The organism is Maribacter sp. HS (assembly GCF_048059195.1).
GTDB classification, from domain to species: Bacteria; Bacteroidota; Bacteroidia; order Flavobacteriales; family Flavobacteriaceae; genus Maribacter; species Maribacter dokdonensis.
This window is the reverse complement of record NZ_JAYLVV010000002.1, coordinates 77391-94767: the sequence shown is the minus strand read 5'-3', so window position 1 is coordinate 94767 and position 17377 is coordinate 77391. Positions and strand designations below refer to the sequence as shown.

The following is a 17377-nucleotide window of genomic DNA, read 5'->3' as shown; positions in this document are numbered from 1 at the left end:
AAGAACAAAAGGTATTCCAGTCTTGATTTTTGAACGGATTTACCTAAAAACATGTCAAAATTACATAAAAAAAAAGCCTCCAAGGAGACTTTTTAGTAGTAATTATGATATCGAATATTAATATTCGTCCTCGTTCCAGAGGTAGTCTTCTTCCGTAGGATAGTCCGGCCAAATTTCTTCTATAGATTCGTATATCTCGCCACCTTCTTCTTCCATAGACTGTAAATTTTCTACGACTTCTAATGGGGCTCCAGTTCTGATGGAGTAATCTATTAACTCATCTTTACTTGCCGGCCAAGGTGCATCACTTAAATAAGATGCTAATTCTAATGTCCAATACATAGTAATTGTTTGATTTTAATTTTTTGCAAAAGTAATTTTTAAATTGAGACAGCAAAGAAATTACGTGTAAATTTCAAGTAATCGCAATATTTTTTTCGCATTTGTTTATTGATAACGAATAAATTACGGAATTATTAGTCCTTTTTATTTGGGATCCATTTTATTTCATTCGCTTGTAGATTATACGACAATTTTCGTGCCAATAAAAATAGATAATCAGAAAGTCTATTTAAAAATGATAGCACATTGATATCAAATGGTTCTGTTTGAAATAATAATGTAGCTATTCTTTCAGCTCTTCTACAAACGGTTCTTGCTATATGACAGTATGACACTGTTGTATGGCCACCAGGAAGAATAAAATGTGTCATTTGTGGAAGTTGCCCATCCATTTCATCAATAGCTTGTTCTAAATAATTGATTTCAGTGTGCCCAACTTTGGTGATTTTTAATCTTTCTTCTCCGTTTTTAAGCAATTCTTTTTCTGGGTCAGTGGCCAAAATGGCACCTACGGTGAATAAATGTTCTTGTATGGCTATTAGTTGCTGCTGGTGAACTTCATCTATTTGTTGATCTCTAATGAGTCCAAGCCATGAGTTTAGTTCATCTACCGTACCATAACTGTCAATTCTAATGTGGTGCTTTGGTACACGAGTGCCACCAAAAAGACCCGTAGTACCGTCATCACCTGTTTTAGTATATACTTTCATTTTGTAGTTTATGGAATTAGGGTATAGATGAGTTAATTTGTAAGCTAAGATCAAGCAAAGGGTTTAAGATTAGTTAGCTATTCTTCTTTTTTGGTTTTACGCTCATAATCTCCCATAAATTTTCTTGACTTACGGGCGCTAGATTTGCCTTTGTTAGTTATACGTATGGCTATATAAATAGCAAATACAACTCCTAAAACTATATATATGGTATTACTTTGCATTGAAATTTACTTTAGTTTAAAATTACTTGTTTAAATCCGTATTTTAAAATGTTCCTTTACTTGTTCCTTTCTAAAGAAAACAATGCCACAATAAAAGAGGTCTAGTGTAACGCGAACATGCTCCATTTCTTTGAGTTGTTTCCACTTTTTTAAATTTTGTGGGTTTTTATGAATTCCGTCTAAAAGTAGCATGGTATCATTAGAAAGGTCATTCACTTTAAAATTGGGCTTATTTATATCGGTTATATCGCCAAAGACAACAGCTGCATTGCTATCAACAATAGATATATTTGGACAATTCGAAATTATTTTTTCTTCGGATGATTTACTGGTGTTCAATAAATGAATAGTTCTATAATCAAAATAGTGAACACTTTTGATTAATACTTTTAGTGTAATGGGAAGTTTGATTTTAGTTTTCTTGTACAGACATTTGGTGACATAATTATATACAAAGGGAGAATGCACACCATGCTGATTGGTAGCAGAACAAAGAAACTTTAAATAAGAAATTAAGCGGTACACGTATTACTTTTTCAATTTTGCCAAAAGTAAGAATAGTGATGCAACTTATAATTTATACGGTAAGAATAATATGTGTTGAAAGTAGGTTTGGTAAGAAATGGGGTAGGTGTAAGATCGTGGCGAAAAGGAAAATTAATGATGTATTAAGAAAGTTTAGCTCTGTTCAATTTAGTAGTGAATTTCAAAGCCTTGATTACTCTGTTGTTTTTGTTCTTGTACAATCTTGCAACTTCTATCGTGTTTTCAGTTTCAATAGTTGGTACGGTAATATCATTAATTTCAATTGTTTGAACCATCTCTACTCGTGCAGTTTCAATCTCCAAAGAAACATTCTCATTGTTAGCTTGAGCCTGAGCGAAGAAACATGTGAAAAAAAGAGCGGTTAAAAGAATATTTGATTTCATAATATTTGTTTTACACTGCTAAAGTACAGGCAAGCCCAAACATATTTTGCCGCTCGTCGTCGGTTACCATTTAACTATAGATGAATGGTAAATTGGCTTCGTTTATTATTTTTGGACAAGATGAAAATTCAATTGGAAATCAGGTGTTGTAATATCCTCAATAACCGTAGGTATAGGTGTTGATAGCTTTAGTTTTTAAAAAAGCTAGTTATTGATAGAAGGTATAATATACAGTTGAATGTTTATTTGAGTTTGAGTTTGATTTTGAGACTTGAACTTGAGTTCGTATTTAAAAAGTAGGTTTTGGTAAGAAAAGAGGTAGGTATAAGATTGGGGCGAAAAGGAAATTAAATGATGTATTAAGAAAGTTTAGCTCTGTTCAATTTAGTAGTGAATTTCAAAGCCTTAATTACTCTGTTGTTTTTGTTCTTGTACAATCTTGCAACTTCAATCGTGTTTTCAGTTTCAATAGTTGGTACGGTAATATCATTGATTTCAATTGTTTGAACCATCTCTACTTGTGCAGTTTCAATTTCCAAAGAAACATTCTCATTGTTAGCTTGAGCCTGAGCGAAGAAACATGTGAAAAAAAGAGCGGTTAAAAGAATAATTGATTTCATAATATTTGTTTTACACTGCTAAAGTACAGGCAAGCACAAACATATTTTGCCGCTCATAGTCGGGCGACATTTAACTATAGACGAATGGTAAAAACCATTCGTCTATTATTTTAATCAATAAAATAAATGTGAGTTTTATTGCTAAAATAAAGGTTAGCCTTCCATTAGTGCAGAAAGCTCAAACCATCTTTCGGTCTTACTGTCTATGGCATCGGTAATGTCGTTCAACTCAATAGATAAGTTCTTAATGTCATCACCACTCAATGATCCATCGGTGAATTTTTCTTGAAGCGCTACTTTAGATTTTTCCAATTTCTGAATCTCTCTTTCTAGCTTTTTAAATTCTTGCTGTTCAGCATATGAGATTTTTGTACCTGTATCGGCTTCTTTCCAATTGGTCTTATTGGTAGGCTGTGATTCTTTCTGCTCTCTTTTTTCTTGTATTTGACTGTCTTCGTATGTACGATAGTCAGAATAGTTACCAGGGAAATCCTCTATGACAGCATCGCCCCTAAATACAAATAAATGATCTACGATCTTATCCATAAAGTAACGATCGTGAGATACTACCATTAAACAGCCTTGAAAATCCATTAAGAAACTTTCCAGTACGTTCAAGGTAACAATATCCAAATCGTTGGTTGGCTCATCTAAAATTAGAAAATTAGGGTTTTGTATCAATATGGTACATAAGTACAAGCGCTTACGTTCGCCACCACTTAGTTTATCTACAAAATCATATTGCTTTTTCCTGTCGAACAGAAAGCGTTCCAATAACTGCTGCGCGGAAATTTGTTTTCCCTTCATTAAAGGTATGTAGTCACCAAATTCACGAATGACGTCTATAACCTTTTGGCCTTCTTTTATTTTTATTCCTTTTTGGGTGTAGTAGCCAAACTTTATAGTGTCACCTACTACTACTTTACCGCTGTCTGGTTGATCGCGCCCACTTAGAATATTTAAAAAGGTAGATTTGCCAGTACCATTTTTACCTATAATACCAATACGCTCTCCCTTTTGGAAAACATATTCAAACTTATCTAAAATAGGTTTGTTAGGAAAAGATTTAGAGATTTTATGAAGTTCAAGAATTTTACTTCCCATACGCTCCATGTTCAGTTCTAATTGAATTTGATGGTCTTTTCTTCTTTGACTTGCTTTATCTTTAATTACAGCAAAATCATCTATTCTGGATTTCGATTTTGTTGTACGTGCTTTAGGTTGTCTACGCATCCATGCAAGTTCCTTTTTAAAAAGGAGTTCTGTTTTGTGATGCTCTACCGCTTCTTGCTCTATACGGGCCTCTTTTTTCTCTAAGTAATAGGAATAGTTTCCTTTGTAGGGATATAACTTTCCATTTTCGAGCTCTATGATTTCATTGCAAACACGTTCTAAAAAGTACCTGTCGTGTGTTACCATGAACAAAGTCATGTTTTCTTTGGCAAAAAACTCTTCTAACCACTCGATCATTTCTAGATCTAGGTGGTTGGTAGGTTCATCCAAAACCAAAAGATCTGGCTTGTTGATCAAGGCGTTGGCCAAAGCCAATCGTTTTTTTTGTCCACCCGATAATTTATCGACCTTGGCACTTAGGTCATCTAACTTCAGTTTTGATAGAATCTGCTTATACTGAGTTTCAAAATCCCAAGCTTCAAAACGGTCCATTGCTTCAAATGCTTTTTGGTATGCATCTGCATCTTCTGGGTTTTGAAGCGCCTTTTCATAATTTTTAATGACTTCAAGAACTTCGTTGTCAGAAGCAAAAATGGTTTCCTCAATGGTCAAGTTCGGGTCCATATTGGGTTCCTGCGCAAGAAAAGATACACGGGTAGATTTACGATAGTTCACTTGACCACTATCTGGAGTGTCCGCTCCTGAAAGAATATTAAGTATAGATGTTTTTCCTGTACCGTTTTTAGCGATTAGGGCTATTTTTTGGTCTTTGTTGATCCCAAATGAGAGATTGTCAAAAAGCACCAATTCGCCATAGGATTTTGAAATATTTTCAACGGTAAGTAGATTCATATAAGGGTAACTGAATTTTATTTTTTGCGTAATTGCTTGGTCTTAAAATAATAGATCAAATATAGATAGCGAATTGCCAATGTCAATAAAACTATTATTAATAGTATAGAGAATACCTGAATTTTAAATAACCATAAAATACTGGTAATGCCTAAAAGTATTGTCAAGAAAACGGAGTAGGTAAGTACCCACTTGGGAACTGTTTTCCTTAAGAGAATAAATGCGATAAAAAGGTTAGGGGCAAATGCCCAAAGTGAATTAAAATTTGCTTTGGTAGCCAAGTGGTCTGTAGCAAACCAAAGGAGCAGTATAAGTACGCCCGCTAAACCTGTAATTGTAAATAATGTAAAGTCCAACCATCTATTTCGGCGTTGGTTTTTATAATCACGGTACGTAAAATAACCTACGATTACCAAAAGAACGCAAAGCCAAAATAAAGGGGTTGCAATGAATAGCGATTTATCTTCTTGCTCTGGTATGTCTAGTAGTATTGATTCTTTTTTAACTATAGGTTTACCGTTTAAGGTAGTATGCTTCATTTGCTCATACACATATATGGGTAGAAATAAATGCTCGTAAGGTGTCGCTGCTCTGTCAATTACAGAACCTAAAGCTAGGTCAATACCAAAATTTGACCACGAATTAGGATTCAATTTTAAACGTATCAGTTCCCTAAATGTTAGTTGTTCTTTTAGGTGATTGTAATCAAATTTAAATGTGTTGCCCAAAGTTTTTTCAAACACCATTGGTATTCTAGTGGCACAGTTGTCAAACAAAAAGTCATATTTGTATTTTTTGTTTTGTGGTAGCAAGTTATGTTCCAAGAAGGATACAATAGCGTTTCTTTGTTCAAGGTCAACATCTAATACTTGCTCCTTAACCCAACGTTTTTCTTGTTGATAGCTGTATTTAAAATACTTAAACGGTATTCGTGAAATGGTATAGGATAATTTACCGCGAGTGAAATTTAAGTAGAAATTTGGATCCTCAAAATCATAGGTGCCGTAACCATATACTTCATCTATACCCAAAGTAGGATCTTGTAAACGAATGGCACTATGTCCAAATTTAGCAGCTAAATCTTCACCCGTGCCCACTGTTAATAGGCTAATTTTAGATAAAGGCGATAACTGGGCATATTGAGCTTGACCCCAAAAAGCAACAATATATAAAAAGAGAAATAAAACGATTTTTTTGAACATAACCCTATTGGTACATAGCGTTTACAAAGATGCGAATAATAACAGACTTCGCAGATATTGCTTTTTTATAATTTTTTGTAAAATTATCTGTATACAGGTTTTAAGATTGTAATGCATAAAAGCCACCTCAATGGGGTGGCTTTAACTTTAATTATACTCAGTTGGCGATTAAGAAATGGTAACGACCAGATCATCTTGCTTCACCATACTGCCTTCTTTTAAGCTTACTGATTGTACTTTGCCAGATTTAAATGCGGTAACCGTAGTTTCCATTTTCATGGCTTCAATAACAAACAAGGGATCGTTCTCTTTTACTTCTTGACCTTTTTTAACCAATACTTTGTACAAAGAGCCTTGTAACGGTGCACCAATTTGGTCATCGTTTGCCGGATCTATCTTTTCGTTTTCTTCAATTTTAAGATTTAAAGAGGTGTCTAAAACATCTACGAACCTATTTTCACCGTTTACTTGAAAGAATACGGTTCTCATACCTAACTCGTTTGGTATACCTACAGATAATAATCTAATAATTACAGTTTTGCCCGGCTCTAATTCTATCAATGTTTCTTCACGCAATTTCATACCATAGAAGAAATGCTTTGTAGGTACCAATGCTAGGTTGCCATACAGCTTGTAGTTCTCATGTGCTTTTTTAAACACTTTTGGATATAGGGTGTACGATAGAAAATCCTCCATTTCTATGGCTCTTGTAAAACCTTTTTGAAACTTCTTCTTAAAGGCTTTGAATTCTTTATCAAAATCCGTTGGCGCCAAATGGGCATTTGGTCTGTTCGTGTATGGCTTTTTGTTTTTCAGAATAATCTTTTGAAGCTTTTTAGGGAATCCGCCAACGGGCTGACCCAGATCTCCCATAAAGAAACTGATAACAGAATCTGGGAAAGATATTTCTTCGCCCCGCGTCATTACATCTTCAGTAGTAAGCTCATTGGTTACCATAAAAATGGCCATGTCACCCACAACTTTTGAGCTAGGTGTTACTTTGATCAGGTTTCCAAAAAGTTTATTGACATCAGCATACATTTTCTTTACTTCATCAAATCTGTCACCTAATCCTAATGCTGTTGCTTGCGGACGTAAATTTGAGTATTGACCCCCTGGAATTTCATGACCGTATACTTCTGCAGTACCAGATTTTAGTCCAGATTCAAACGGGTAATACAACTCTCTTGTATCTTCCCAATAGTTAGAAAACTGGTTCAGCTTCGGCATATCGAATTCATGAGCCCTTGGTTGACCCTTCATCATTTCAACTACCGAATTAAAGTTGGGCTGTGATGTCAATCCAGATAAGCCGCCCAAGGCAACATCCACAACATTTACACCTGCCTCAATTGCTTTTAAGTACGTTGTTGTCTGTAATGAAGAAGTATCGTGCGTATGTAAATGAATTGGCACGTTTACAGTGTCTTTTAACGCGGTTACCAATTCTGTAGCGGCATAGGGTTTTAAAAGACCTGCCATATCCTTGATGGCGATCATATGCGCACCGGCATTTTCCAGGTCTTTTGCCAACTGTGTGTAATATTTTAGGTTGTACTTGGTTTCGTTGACATCTAAAATATCACCCGTATAACTCAATGCGGCCTCGGCAATACCACCGGTTTTATTACGAACATAATTAATACTTGGCTCCATGGCCTTGACCCAATTGAGCGAATCGAAAATTCGGAAAATATCAACTCCATTTTCCCAAGATTTCTCTACGAATTTTTCTATTAAATTATCTGGGTATGCTTTATAACCTACTCCGTTTGATCCTCTAAGAAGCATTTGAAATAAAATATTGGGTATCGCTTTGCGTAGCTCTCTTAATCGTGTCCACGGACTCTCATGTAAAAATCGCATACTTACATCAAAAGTTGCCCCGCCCCAAACTTCCATACTAAAGGTGTTTGGGTGGTTTTTGGCATAACTCTCTGCAACGCGCAACATGTCATAGGTACGCATTCTTGTTGCCAATAGTGATTGATGCGCATCGCGCATAGTGGTATCCGTATAATGAATTTTCTTTTCATCCATTAACCAAGCACAAAATTTTTCGGGACCCATTTCGGTCAGCATATCTTTTGTTCCCTTTGGATGCGCTTCTAACGGATTGAATTTTGGAACCTTTGCATTTCTAAAGACCTTGTTCTCATCAATATACTTTACATCAGAATTACCGTTCACAATAACTTCCGCCAAAAAGTTCACCACCTTTGAGGTTCTATCCTGTGGTAGTTTAATATCAAATAGGGCAGGAGTGTTCTGTATAAAATTAACGGTTACCTTACCTTCTTTGAAGGTAGGATGCTGTATTACATTCTGAAGGAAATGTATGTTGGTCTCTACGCCTCTAATTCTAAATTCTTTTAACGCACGAACCATTTTACGGGTAGCACCGTCAAGTGTTCTGCCGTGCGAGGAAACTTTCACCAGCATGGAATCAAAAAACGGACTCACTTGATATCCTTGGTAAATACTACCGGCATCTAAACGAATTCCCATACCAGAGGCACTACGGTACGTGGTTACCGTACCATAATCCGGGGTAAAATTGTTGCCCGGATCTTCGGTGGTCAATCTACACTGTAAGGCAAAGCCATAAGTGGCAATGGTTTCTTGACCGTATATTTTGATTTGCTGACTATCTAATTTATAATTGCCGGCAACGAAAATTTGTGTTTTTACCAAATCTATACCGGTTACCATTTCTGTAACCGTATGTTCTACCTGAATTCTTGGGTTTACCTCAATAAAATAGATATTGTCATTGGGATCTACCAAAAACTCTACGGTTCCAATATTGTTATAGTTAACTTCTTTGGCAATGTCAACGGCATATTTATAAAGGTTTTGTTTTACTTCTTCGCTAACGTTATGGGAAGGTGCGATCTCTACCCCTTTTTGGTGACGTCGTTGAACGGAACAATCGCGTTCGTGCAAGTGGCGAATATTTCCATGGTTATCTGCTACAATCTGTACCTCTATATGTTTAGGGTCTTCCACATATTTCTCAAGAAACATGGTGTCGTCTCCAAATGCATTGAGAGCTTCATTTCTAGCAGAATCAAAATTCATTTCTAGATCTTCATCTTTTCTAATAATGCGCATACCACGACCGCCACCACCAGATGCGGCCTTAAGCATAACAGGGTAGCCAATTGTAGCGGCTTCTGACAAAGCAATTTTTAAAGAAGTCAATTTCTTTTTATTACTCTCAATGATAGGAACGTTACATTTTACGGCAACTTTCTTGGCGGTAATCTTATCTCCCAAAGCATCCATCACTTTTGGGTCAGGACCTATAAAGATGATGTCATTGGCAGCACATTGTCTTGCAAATTCAGAGTTTTCAGAAAGGAATCCGTAGCCTGGGTGTATGGCATCTACATTTTTAGCCTTTGCCAATGCTATGATCTGCGGAATATCCAAATAAGGTTTTAATGGCTGATTGTCCTCACCGATCTGGTAAGATTCATCGGCTTTGTTGCGGTGTTGAGAATAGCGGTCTTCATAAGTGTAAATGGCAACCGTTTTAATGTTCAGCTCGGTACAGGCACGTAATACACGTATGGCTATCTCACTTCGGTTAGCTACTAAAACCTTTTTAATTTTCATTTTTTGACAATATTTTTATGGTTAGTGTTATGATGTATTCTTGTTATAAAAATCTATTTTTTGTTGATTATTGTTACATTGGTCATAATTTAAACTTAATATCTTAACTAAACAATACTATGCGTGCATAATATTTTTCATATCCCTATTATTTTGTGATATGTTATAGTGAAAGTTAGTTTTTATTCTGATGGGGTGGGTGTAAATAAAAGTAAAACAGTTATTTAAGTGTTGATTTGAACTGGTTTTAGGTTTAGTGAAAACACAGAATACTGTTGTTGCTATAGTATTTTTATGTTGAAAATCTTTACCACCATTTAATTATATTATTTTAGAGCAAATATTGTTAAAGGGGCATACCTATCTTGCCCCTTTTTTGACCTTAGGCGAAATATTATGAAAAGACATATTCCAAATTTTATTACTCTTTTAAACGTTTTCTGCGGTTGTGTGGCATCGGTTTTTGCCGTTTTGAATAAATTGGAAATTGCCGCAGTTTTTGTGGCTCTAGGTATATTCTTTGATTTTTTTGACGGATTGGCAGCACGTGTCCTTGATGTAAAAAGTGAATTAGGCCTTCAGTTAGATTCTTTGGCCGATATGATCACAAGTGGTTTGGTACCGGGTATTGTAATGTTTCAGTTGTTGGCAATGTCGCAGACAAGTGGTTGGGGAGATGGTTCTCACTTTTTTCTAGAAAGTGGTACCATTACATTTCAGCATTTATTGCCTTTTTTCGGATTTGTAATTACAATGGCTTCAGGTTATAGATTGGCTAAGTTCAATATTGATGAAAACCAGACCTCTTCCTTTATTGGTTTGCCTACTCCGGCTAATGCTTTGTTAATTCTTTCGTTACCGCTTATATTAATGTATCAAAACAATGAATTGTTAAACGGTATTATTCTCAATCAATGGTTCTTAATAATTTTGACATTGGTAAGCGCCTATTTGTTGAATGCCAATTTGCCCTTGTTCGCATTAAAATTTAAGAATACCAGTTTTAAGGATAATGCCATGCGTTATATCTTTTTAATTATTAGCCTGGTGCTTATTGTAACCATGAAATTTATGGCCATCCCTTTAATTATTTTATTCTATGTAGTAAGTTCAGTAATACAAGAGAGACTTTAATACTGTACATTTAGGAAAGATAACTATGGAGAATGAAGAATATGAGTTTTGGTTAAGTGGACCAATTGAAGGTGTGCCAGATTTGTTACAGCCTGCCGCACATGCACTTTTACAATCAGAACGAGAGTTAAAAAAGTATACTGCTGATTTCCCTAAAGAATTATTATGGGCTAAAACGGCAGGTAGGGCTTCCGTAGGTTTTCATATGAACCATGTGACGGGAGTATTAGATCGCATGTTGACCTACGCTAAAGGTGAATCGTTATCAGATGAACAATTTACTTTTTTGAAACAAGAAGGTACTTTTAATCTTAATACAGAGGTAATCTATTTGCAAGAGCAATTTTCTGCTAAAGTAGAAGAGGCCATTGGGTATTTTAAAACCGTTCCAGAAAATTCACTTACCGAAGAAAGAACTGTTGGTAGAAAAAAATTACCGACAACCGTTATAGGTTTATTGTTTCATGCAGCGGAGCATAGCCAAAGACATATTGGTCAGTTATTGGTTACTGTAAGCATATTACAAGCCGATATTTCATAAATTGTTAATTTCCATTTTTTATTAGCATGAATACAACGATAGTAATTATCGGCGCAGGATTATCTGGTTTGTTAACAGCATACCGTCTACAAGAACTTGGTTTTAATGTAAAGGTATTAGAAGCTAGAAGTCGTATTGGAGGAAGAATACATACCGTGGAATCCAATAAAACCAAAGTTGAAATGGGTGCCACTTGGTTTAATGACGGCCATTATCATTTATTGGATGTTATAGAAGAGTTCAATGTTCCCTATTTTGAACAATTCATGACCGGTATATCTTATTTTCAAACATTTTCAAATGTGCCACCTCAAGAAATTGCTGTCCCTAGTGATAGCCCTAGTTATCGTTTTAAGAATGGTACGGTAGATTTAATAGATGCAATTTTCTCTAAACTTGCGCCAGAAACGGTTTTGTTGAACGAAAAAGTAGATAAGGTTATTTTTGAGAAAGATAAGGTCAAAGTGGTTACTAAATCTCATACGTTGGTTACCGATGTCGTTATTTCAACATTGCCCCCTGCAGTTTTAATTGATCAAATTGATTTTTCTCCGTCATTGCCAAATGAGTTGCAAACCATTGCAGAGCACACGCATACATGGATGCAAGATTCCATCAAAGTCGCATTGACCTATAAAAAGCCATTTTGGAGAGCGCAGGGAAAATCGGGCACTATATTTAGTAATGTTGGTCCTTTAACGGAGTTTTATGATCAGTCTAATGTAGAAAACAATTCATTTGCCCTGGTTGGTTTTGCATCGGGTAGTTGTGCCCGTTTTACTAAAGAACAACGTATAGAAAAAATTGAAGCGCAATTAAAAATGGTTTTCGGTGATGATGCTTTACACTATGAGGCGTATCATGAAACGGCTTGGTATAATGAAGAATTTACAAAATCTAACGGGCAGGTAGCTAATTTGTTTCCGCATCAAAATGGAGGTCATACTGTATTTTCTACACCTCTAAATGGTAATAAATTGTTTATTTCTGGTGCAGAAACTTCAAAACATCACTCAGGTTACATGGAAGGCGCTATTTTTGCAGCTGAATCTGTTGTTGCAAAACTCAAGAAACTGCACAACAAGTAGCCAATTATAAATGTCAGTCACCTTACTATCTTCACCGTTACAAGGCTTTACCGATTTTAGATTCCGAAATGCGTTTCATAAATATTTTGGAGGTATAGATACTTTTTATGCACCATACATTAGACTGAATGGTAAAATGGTCATCAAAAATTCGTATCAGAAAGATTTACAACCGGATAATAACGCTACTCTAGAGGTAATACCGCAGGTTATGACGGGCGATGCCGATGAGTTTTTATTTGTCATTAAGTATATTCAAAGTTTAGGCTACAAGGAACTTAACTGGAACTTAGGTTGCCCTTACCCAATGGTAACAAAGCAAGGTATGGGAAGCGGACTCATTTGTAATCCTGAGAAAATTGACCATATTTTAAAACGTGCGCATGAAGAAACAGATGTAGTGGTTTCCATGAAAATGAGAATGGGCTATGAGCACGCAGAAGAAATTTTAGATGTTTTTCCAATTCTAGATAAGTATCCGTTAAAAAATATTGCCATTCATGCGCGTATAGGAAAGCAGCTGTATAAAGGCGGTGTAGATTTAGATGCTTTTCAGAAATGTATAGACGGTACCAAACACAAACTCTACTATAATGGAGATATTACCACTGTAGCCAAGTTTAAAGAAATGAAAGAGCGCTTTCCTGGCATAGACCATTTTATGATGGGCAGGGGGCTGATCGCCGACCCATTTCTACCTAGTATGATCAAGAATAATACCACCGAATACCCAAAAGACCGTTGGAAGATTTTTTCGGAATTTCACGATACGATCTATCAGCAATATGATGAGGCGTTATCAGGACCAACACCTATAAAAATGAAAATGAGGGGCTTTTGGGAGTATTTTGCATTGTCTACTTCTAATCCGCATAAAGCTTTTAAAAAAATAAAAAAAGCTAACAATCCCAGAGCATACCAACAAGCGGTGCGTGAGATATTGAATAATGAGTAGCGTAACCATTATCTTTGCTACCTTGTTCTAAAAATCGCTAGTGAAAGACCTTCTTTTAATAACACCGCCCTTTACTCAATTAAACACTCCGTATCCGGCAACGGCATACATAAAGGGTTTTTTGAACACAAAGGATATTTCTTCTTACCAGTCAGATTTAGGGATTGAGGTTATTTTATCACTCTTCAATAAAAATACATTTCAGCAGCTGTTTGCAATGGCTTATGAGGCAGATGCTATTGTAACTGAGAATACCCAAAGAATATATGCACTTCGTCATGAGTACTTAAAAACCTTAGATGCAGTTATTCTATTTCTACAAGGTAAAAATGATACTTTGGCTAGGCAGTTATGTACGGATAGTTTTTTGCCAAAAGCTTCTAGATTTCAACAATTGGATGATTTGGAATGGGCATTTGGGAATATGGGTATGCAAGATAAAGCCAAGCATTTGGCAACTCTGTATCTGGAGGATCTTTCAGATTTTATAGTAGAATGTATAGATCCAAATTTTGGCTTTAGTAGATATGCAGAAAGGCTTGGGCGCAGCGCCAATTCTTTTGATGAGCTATATGATCACTTGAATAAAAAGCCAACCTTTATTGATGAATTAACACTCAATATATTAAAAAAGCAATTAGAGGAACACACACCCAAATTGGTTTGTTTTTCGGTACCCTTTCCAGGGAATTTATATAGCGCCTTTCGTTGTGCCCAATTTATAGAGGCTAATTATCCTGATGTGAAAATTGCCATGGGTGGCGGATTTCCAAATACAGAATTGCGCAGCCTTACCGATGTTCGGGTGTTTGAATTCTTTGATTTTATAACCTTGGATGATGGTGAACTTCCGTTAGAATTGGTACATCAATATATAGTTCATGGAGAAGGGGAGTTAAAGCGTGCTTTTGTTTTAGAGGATGGTAAAGTCGTTTATAAGAATAATAGTTTAAGGCAAGATTATAAGCAGCAAGATGTGGGTACACCAGATTATGCTGATCTGCAATTAGAGAATTATATTTCGGTCATTGAAATTGCCAACCCAATGCATAGTCTGTGGAGCGATGGTCGTTGGAACAAGCTTACCATGGCTCATGGCTGTTATTGGGGTAAATGTACCTTTTGCGATATTTCTTTAGATTATATAAAAATCTACGAACCGGTTGCCGCAAGTATGTTGGTAGATCGTGTAGAAACTTTAATAGCCCAAACTGGTGAATCTGGTTTTCACTTTGTTGATGAAGCGGCACCACCTTCGTTAATGAAGGCTTTTGCCTTAGAGGTGTTAAAACGAAATTTGACCATTACTTGGTGGACGAATATTCGTTTTGAAAAGAATTTTACCCAAGATTTATGTTATCTATTAAAAGCATCGGGCTGTATTGCGGTCTCTGGTGGTTTGGAAGTAGCTTCTGACCGGCTTTTAAAACTGATAGATAAAGGCGTAACGGTAGCGCAAGTAGCACAGGTTACTAGAAATTTCACCGAAGCGAACATCATGGTGCATTCGTATTTAATGTACGGCTACCCAACGCAGACCGTTCAAGAAACGGTAGATAGTTTAGAAATGGTAAGGCAGTTGTTTGAGCTGGGAATTATACAATCTGGCTTTTGGCACCAATTTGCATTAACGGCGCACAGTCCGGTTGGTTTAGATCCTGAAGAATATGGGGTAATGCCAAATTTAAAAGATATCAGCTTTGCGAACAACGATATAGATTTTAAGGATAAAACCGGTATAGATCACGGTATATTCAGCTTCGGGTTAAAGAAATCGCTCTTTAATTTTATGCACGGTATCGGTTTTGATATGAGCTTACAAGAATGGTTCGATTTTGATATTCCGCAGTCTACCATATCACCCGATTACATTTATGATTGTCTACAACAAGAAGTGGTCTTAAAAACAAAACCTACCGCTAAGATTGTTTTTATTGGACAAATGCCACTAGTGCAAGAACAGGTGAAAAAGAAAAAGGGTAGGTCATGGGAGCAATTACAGTTATATTTCCATTCCACCACAGATGTATACGAAATTACGGTCGATAAAGAACAGGGTGAGTGGCTATTGGGTAATTTAGAGAAAATAAGTCCAACCAATAAACCAATTACTTTTGCCCAATTAAAGAAAGATTTTGAAATACAATTTGAGGATTTTGAATTGTTCTGGTATTCTAAGCCTTTACTAGGCTTACAGGATCACGGGCTTTTGGTATTATAAAAAAAAGCCACAATGAATAACAAAGTGGCTTTTTTATCCATAAAAAGTTAAATTACGAATAGCTATACGTATAACCTACCTCTGTACTATAAGACGCTGATAAAAGAGTGTCTACAAAAATCCATTCAGAAGTTACCTCGGTAGTAGTGAAGGTGGTCATCATAAATCCTCTTCTAGAAGCATCAAAATAATTTAGGTTGTCTATTAAGGTTGTCATTGCTTCTTGAAAACCTGCTATTAATTCTGGGGTGACGGTTGCACCCAGGTAAGTTTCAAAACCAGGTGAGCTAACGGAAGAAGTTGCCAATTCAATGCCTACTTCAGAACCATCTGCGGCAATCAGTGTATTTTGCCAAGCGTTGTGGGTATCGCCGGCAAGTGTAACAATTTTTTTGCCGTTCAACGCTCCGTATATGATTTCACGGTCTACTGGGTAGCCGTCCCAAGCATCTAAGTTATATGGAATAACAGATGTTACCCTAGCAATTTCTTCCGGTGTCAATGTTGGGTCGTTATTAAGATGCCTAAGTTTTATGGTCACTAGTTCTGTAAGGATAGTGGCAAAATTGGGTGAGCCAAAGGCGGTAAGTAACTCAGCCGGCACGTTCATTTTACCCATAAGCACTTGTTGCCCCAGTACCTGCCATTTTGCAGAACTGTTACTGATTTCTGAAATGACCCAATCTCTTTGTTCCGTACCTAAAATAGAGCGGTTGGGGTCTGATAATGCTGTTTGGAATGCAACAGCGTCAAAACCGGTTGCAGTAAAATAATCTGTGATGCTTAATTGTTTGTCCCTGCCAATTAAACGAGTATCCATTAACACCAGATTTACCAGATTTCCAATATTTACAGATCTGTAGATAAGGCTATTATTATCTGCAGAAAGTCTTGAGAATGGTAAAAACTCGCTGTACGCTTGTAAGGCATTTTGCTTTCTTACTTCAAAACTACCTTCGGTAGCTTCATCATGGTTTTCAGCACCTTCTTTATAGGTGTCATTGGCAATTTCGTGATCGTCCCAAACACAGATAAAAGGCTTTTTTTGGTGCGCCAATTGTAAGGATGTATCCGATCTATATTGTTTGTATCGGGTGCGGTAGTCATCCAATGAAATAATCTCTCCCTCTGGTTCATGAGAACGATTTAAAAATGCATTTTCTGCTGTTGAGCCATATCCTCCGGCACCATACTCATAAAAGTAGTCTCCTAAATGAACAATGATATCTGCATCGGAATTTGCCATTGCATCGTACGCATTAAACAAACCTGCTTGGTAGTTAGAACATGAACAAACTGCTAACTTGGCTTGCGTGGCATCGGTTGGTAGTGTAATGGTTTCACCAACCACGGAAATGGAATTATCAGAAGTACTTATGAATCTATAATATAATTTTTGATCAGCTTCCAGCTCGGTCAATTCAATGGCCAAAGTATTGTCCCTAGAGGTTTCAGTTGTTATTTTTCCGGTTCTTAATATGCTACTAAAATCCGATTGCGTAGAAACTTCCCAGATAATTTCAACATTTGCCGTGGTATAACGTGTCCATATAATTACACCAGAATTACTTGGGTCAAAACTGGCAACCCCGTAACTAAAGTTTTGTACAGTTAATTGAGATTCGTCATATTCAACTTGTACATTGTCATCTTCGCTACAGCTTATAATGTTTGGGGCTAAAATTATTCCCCCGGAAGCCATTAAGGTTTTTTGAATAAAATTTCTTCTGGTGTTTTTCGTCTTTTTCATCTGGTAAATTAGTTT

General features: G+C 36.3%; 15 protein-coding genes. 5 read left to right on the top strand and 10 right to left on the bottom strand.

Going from position 1 to position 17377, the window contains the following annotated elements; translation table 11 throughout:
• Positions 1–117: 117 nt before the first annotated feature.
• The 9 genes from VBZ51_RS00530 to VBZ51_RS00490 form a co-directional block, all read right to left on the bottom strand.
• A complete protein-coding gene (locus tag VBZ51_RS00530) occupies positions 118–342 on the bottom strand; it encodes a DUF2795 domain-containing protein (RefSeq protein ID WP_027064442.1) in 225 nt (74 codons plus the stop codon).
• A 134-nt stretch (positions 343–476) separates the two neighbouring features.
• On the bottom strand, positions 477–1052 hold the full coding sequence (locus VBZ51_RS00525; RefSeq protein ID WP_416575745.1) for a cob(I)yrinic acid a,c-diamide adenosyltransferase: 576 nt from the start codon (positions 1050–1052) through the stop codon (positions 477–479).
• Between the two features lie 77 nt (positions 1053–1129).
• Positions 1130–1276, bottom strand: coding sequence for a hypothetical protein (locus VBZ51_RS00520; RefSeq protein WP_167342528.1), 147 nt, complete (start codon positions 1274–1276; stop codon positions 1130–1132).
• A gap of 30 nt (positions 1277–1306) precedes the next feature.
• Positions 1307–1615: a hypothetical protein gene (locus tag VBZ51_RS00515; protein WP_348360773.1), complete on the bottom strand. Its 309-nt coding sequence runs from the start codon at positions 1613–1615 to the stop codon at positions 1307–1309.
• Positions 1616–1944: 329 nt separating this feature from the next.
• Entirely contained in the window at positions 1945–2205 is a 261-nt protein-coding gene (locus VBZ51_RS00510; protein ID WP_416575744.1) for a hypothetical protein, read from the bottom strand.
• 359 nt (positions 2206–2564) lie between these two features.
• Positions 2565–2825 (bottom strand): hypothetical protein, encoded by a 261-nt coding sequence (locus VBZ51_RS00505; protein WP_058103477.1) that lies wholly within the window; start codon positions 2823–2825, stop codon positions 2565–2567.
• A gap of 153 nt (positions 2826–2978) precedes the next feature.
• A complete protein-coding gene (locus tag VBZ51_RS00500) occupies positions 2979–4850 on the bottom strand; it encodes an ABC-F family ATP-binding cassette domain-containing protein (protein ID WP_348100551.1) in 1872 nt (623 codons plus the stop codon).
• A 17-nt stretch (positions 4851–4867) separates the two neighbouring features.
• Positions 4868–6052, bottom strand: a complete 1185-nt coding sequence (locus VBZ51_RS00495; RefSeq protein ID WP_416575743.1) for a DUF4105 domain-containing protein — start codon at positions 6050–6052, stop codon at positions 4868–4870.
• 168 nt (positions 6053–6220) lie between these two features.
• Positions 6221–9673: a pyruvate carboxylase gene (locus VBZ51_RS00490; RefSeq protein ID WP_416575742.1), complete on the bottom strand. Its 3453-nt coding sequence runs from the start codon at positions 9671–9673 to the stop codon at positions 6221–6223.
• Positions 9674–10069: 396 nt separating this feature from the next.
• Between VBZ51_RS00490 and VBZ51_RS00485 the strand changes: the two genes are divergently transcribed.
• From VBZ51_RS00485 to VBZ51_RS00465, 5 genes are read left to right on the top strand one after another with little or no spacing between them, the layout of a single operon-like run.
• Complete coding sequence (locus VBZ51_RS00485) at positions 10070–10807, top strand: CDP-alcohol phosphatidyltransferase family protein (RefSeq protein ID WP_416575741.1); 738 nt, start codon at positions 10070–10072, stop codon at positions 10805–10807.
• Between the two features lie 25 nt (positions 10808–10832).
• Positions 10833–11348 (top strand): DinB family protein, encoded by a 516-nt coding sequence (locus VBZ51_RS00480; RefSeq protein ID WP_074672827.1) that lies wholly within the window; start codon positions 10833–10835, stop codon positions 11346–11348.
• Between the two features lie 26 nt (positions 11349–11374).
• Positions 11375–12436 carry a flavin monoamine oxidase family protein gene (locus tag VBZ51_RS00475; protein WP_416575740.1) on the top strand — a complete coding sequence of 354 codons (1062 nt, stop codon included), beginning with the start codon at positions 11375–11377 and terminating at the stop codon, positions 12434–12436.
• Between the two features lie 10 nt (positions 12437–12446).
• Positions 12447–13391 carry a tRNA dihydrouridine synthase gene (locus VBZ51_RS00470; protein ID WP_416575739.1) on the top strand — a complete coding sequence of 315 codons (945 nt, stop codon included), beginning with the start codon at positions 12447–12449 and terminating at the stop codon, positions 13389–13391.
• 40 nt (positions 13392–13431) lie between these two features.
• A complete protein-coding gene (locus tag VBZ51_RS00465) occupies positions 13432–15612 on the top strand; it encodes a B12-binding domain-containing radical SAM protein (protein WP_416575738.1) in 2181 nt (726 codons plus the stop codon).
• 52 nt (positions 15613–15664) lie between these two features.
• On the opposite strand, the gene VBZ51_RS00460 is transcribed toward VBZ51_RS00465, so the two are convergent.
• Positions 15665–17362, bottom strand: coding sequence for an alkaline phosphatase D family protein (locus VBZ51_RS00460; RefSeq protein WP_416575737.1), 1698 nt, complete (start codon positions 17360–17362; stop codon positions 15665–15667).
• Positions 17363–17377 lie beyond the last annotated feature (15 nt).

Bases quoted from the DNA above. Each gene is read 5' to 3' on its own strand.
- VBZ51_RS00510 (WP_416575744.1), bottom strand. From the start codon at position 2,205: ATGAAATCAAATATTCTTTTAACCGCTCTTTTTTTCACATGTTTCTTC.
- VBZ51_RS00470 (WP_416575739.1), top strand. From the start codon at position 12,447: ATGTCAGTCACCTTACTATCTTCACCGTTACAAGGCTTTACCGATTTT.
- VBZ51_RS00525 (WP_416575745.1), bottom strand. From the start codon at position 1,052: ATGAAAGTATATACTAAAACAGGTGATGACGGTACTACGGGTCTTTTT.
- VBZ51_RS00500 (WP_348100551.1), bottom strand. From the start codon at position 4,850: ATGAATCTACTTACCGTTGAAAATATTTCAAAATCCTATGGCGAATTG.
- VBZ51_RS00505 (WP_058103477.1), bottom strand. From the start codon at position 2,825: ATGAAATCAATTATTCTTTTAACCGCTCTTTTTTTCACATGTTTCTTC.
- VBZ51_RS00475 (WP_416575740.1), top strand. From the start codon at position 11,375: ATGAATACAACGATAGTAATTATCGGCGCAGGATTATCTGGTTTGTTA.
- VBZ51_RS00480 (WP_074672827.1), top strand. From the start codon at position 10,833: ATGGAGAATGAAGAATATGAGTTTTGGTTAAGTGGACCAATTGAAGGT.
- VBZ51_RS00495 (WP_416575743.1), bottom strand. From the start codon at position 6,052: ATGTTCAAAAAAATCGTTTTATTTCTCTTTTTATATATTGTTGCTTTT.
- VBZ51_RS00520 (WP_167342528.1), bottom strand. From the start codon at position 1,276: ATGCAAAGTAATACCATATATATAGTTTTAGGAGTTGTATTTGCTATT.
- VBZ51_RS00490 (WP_416575742.1), bottom strand. From the start codon at position 9,673: ATGAAAATTAAAAAGGTTTTAGTAGCTAACCGAAGTGAGATAGCCATA.
- VBZ51_RS00460 (WP_416575737.1), bottom strand. From the start codon at position 17,362: ATGAAAAAGACGAAAAACACCAGAAGAAATTTTATTCAAAAAACCTTA.
- VBZ51_RS00530 (WP_027064442.1), bottom strand. From the start codon at position 342: ATGTATTGGACATTAGAATTAGCATCTTATTTAAGTGATGCACCTTGG.
- VBZ51_RS00485 (WP_416575741.1), top strand. From the start codon at position 10,070: ATGAAAAGACATATTCCAAATTTTATTACTCTTTTAAACGTTTTCTGC.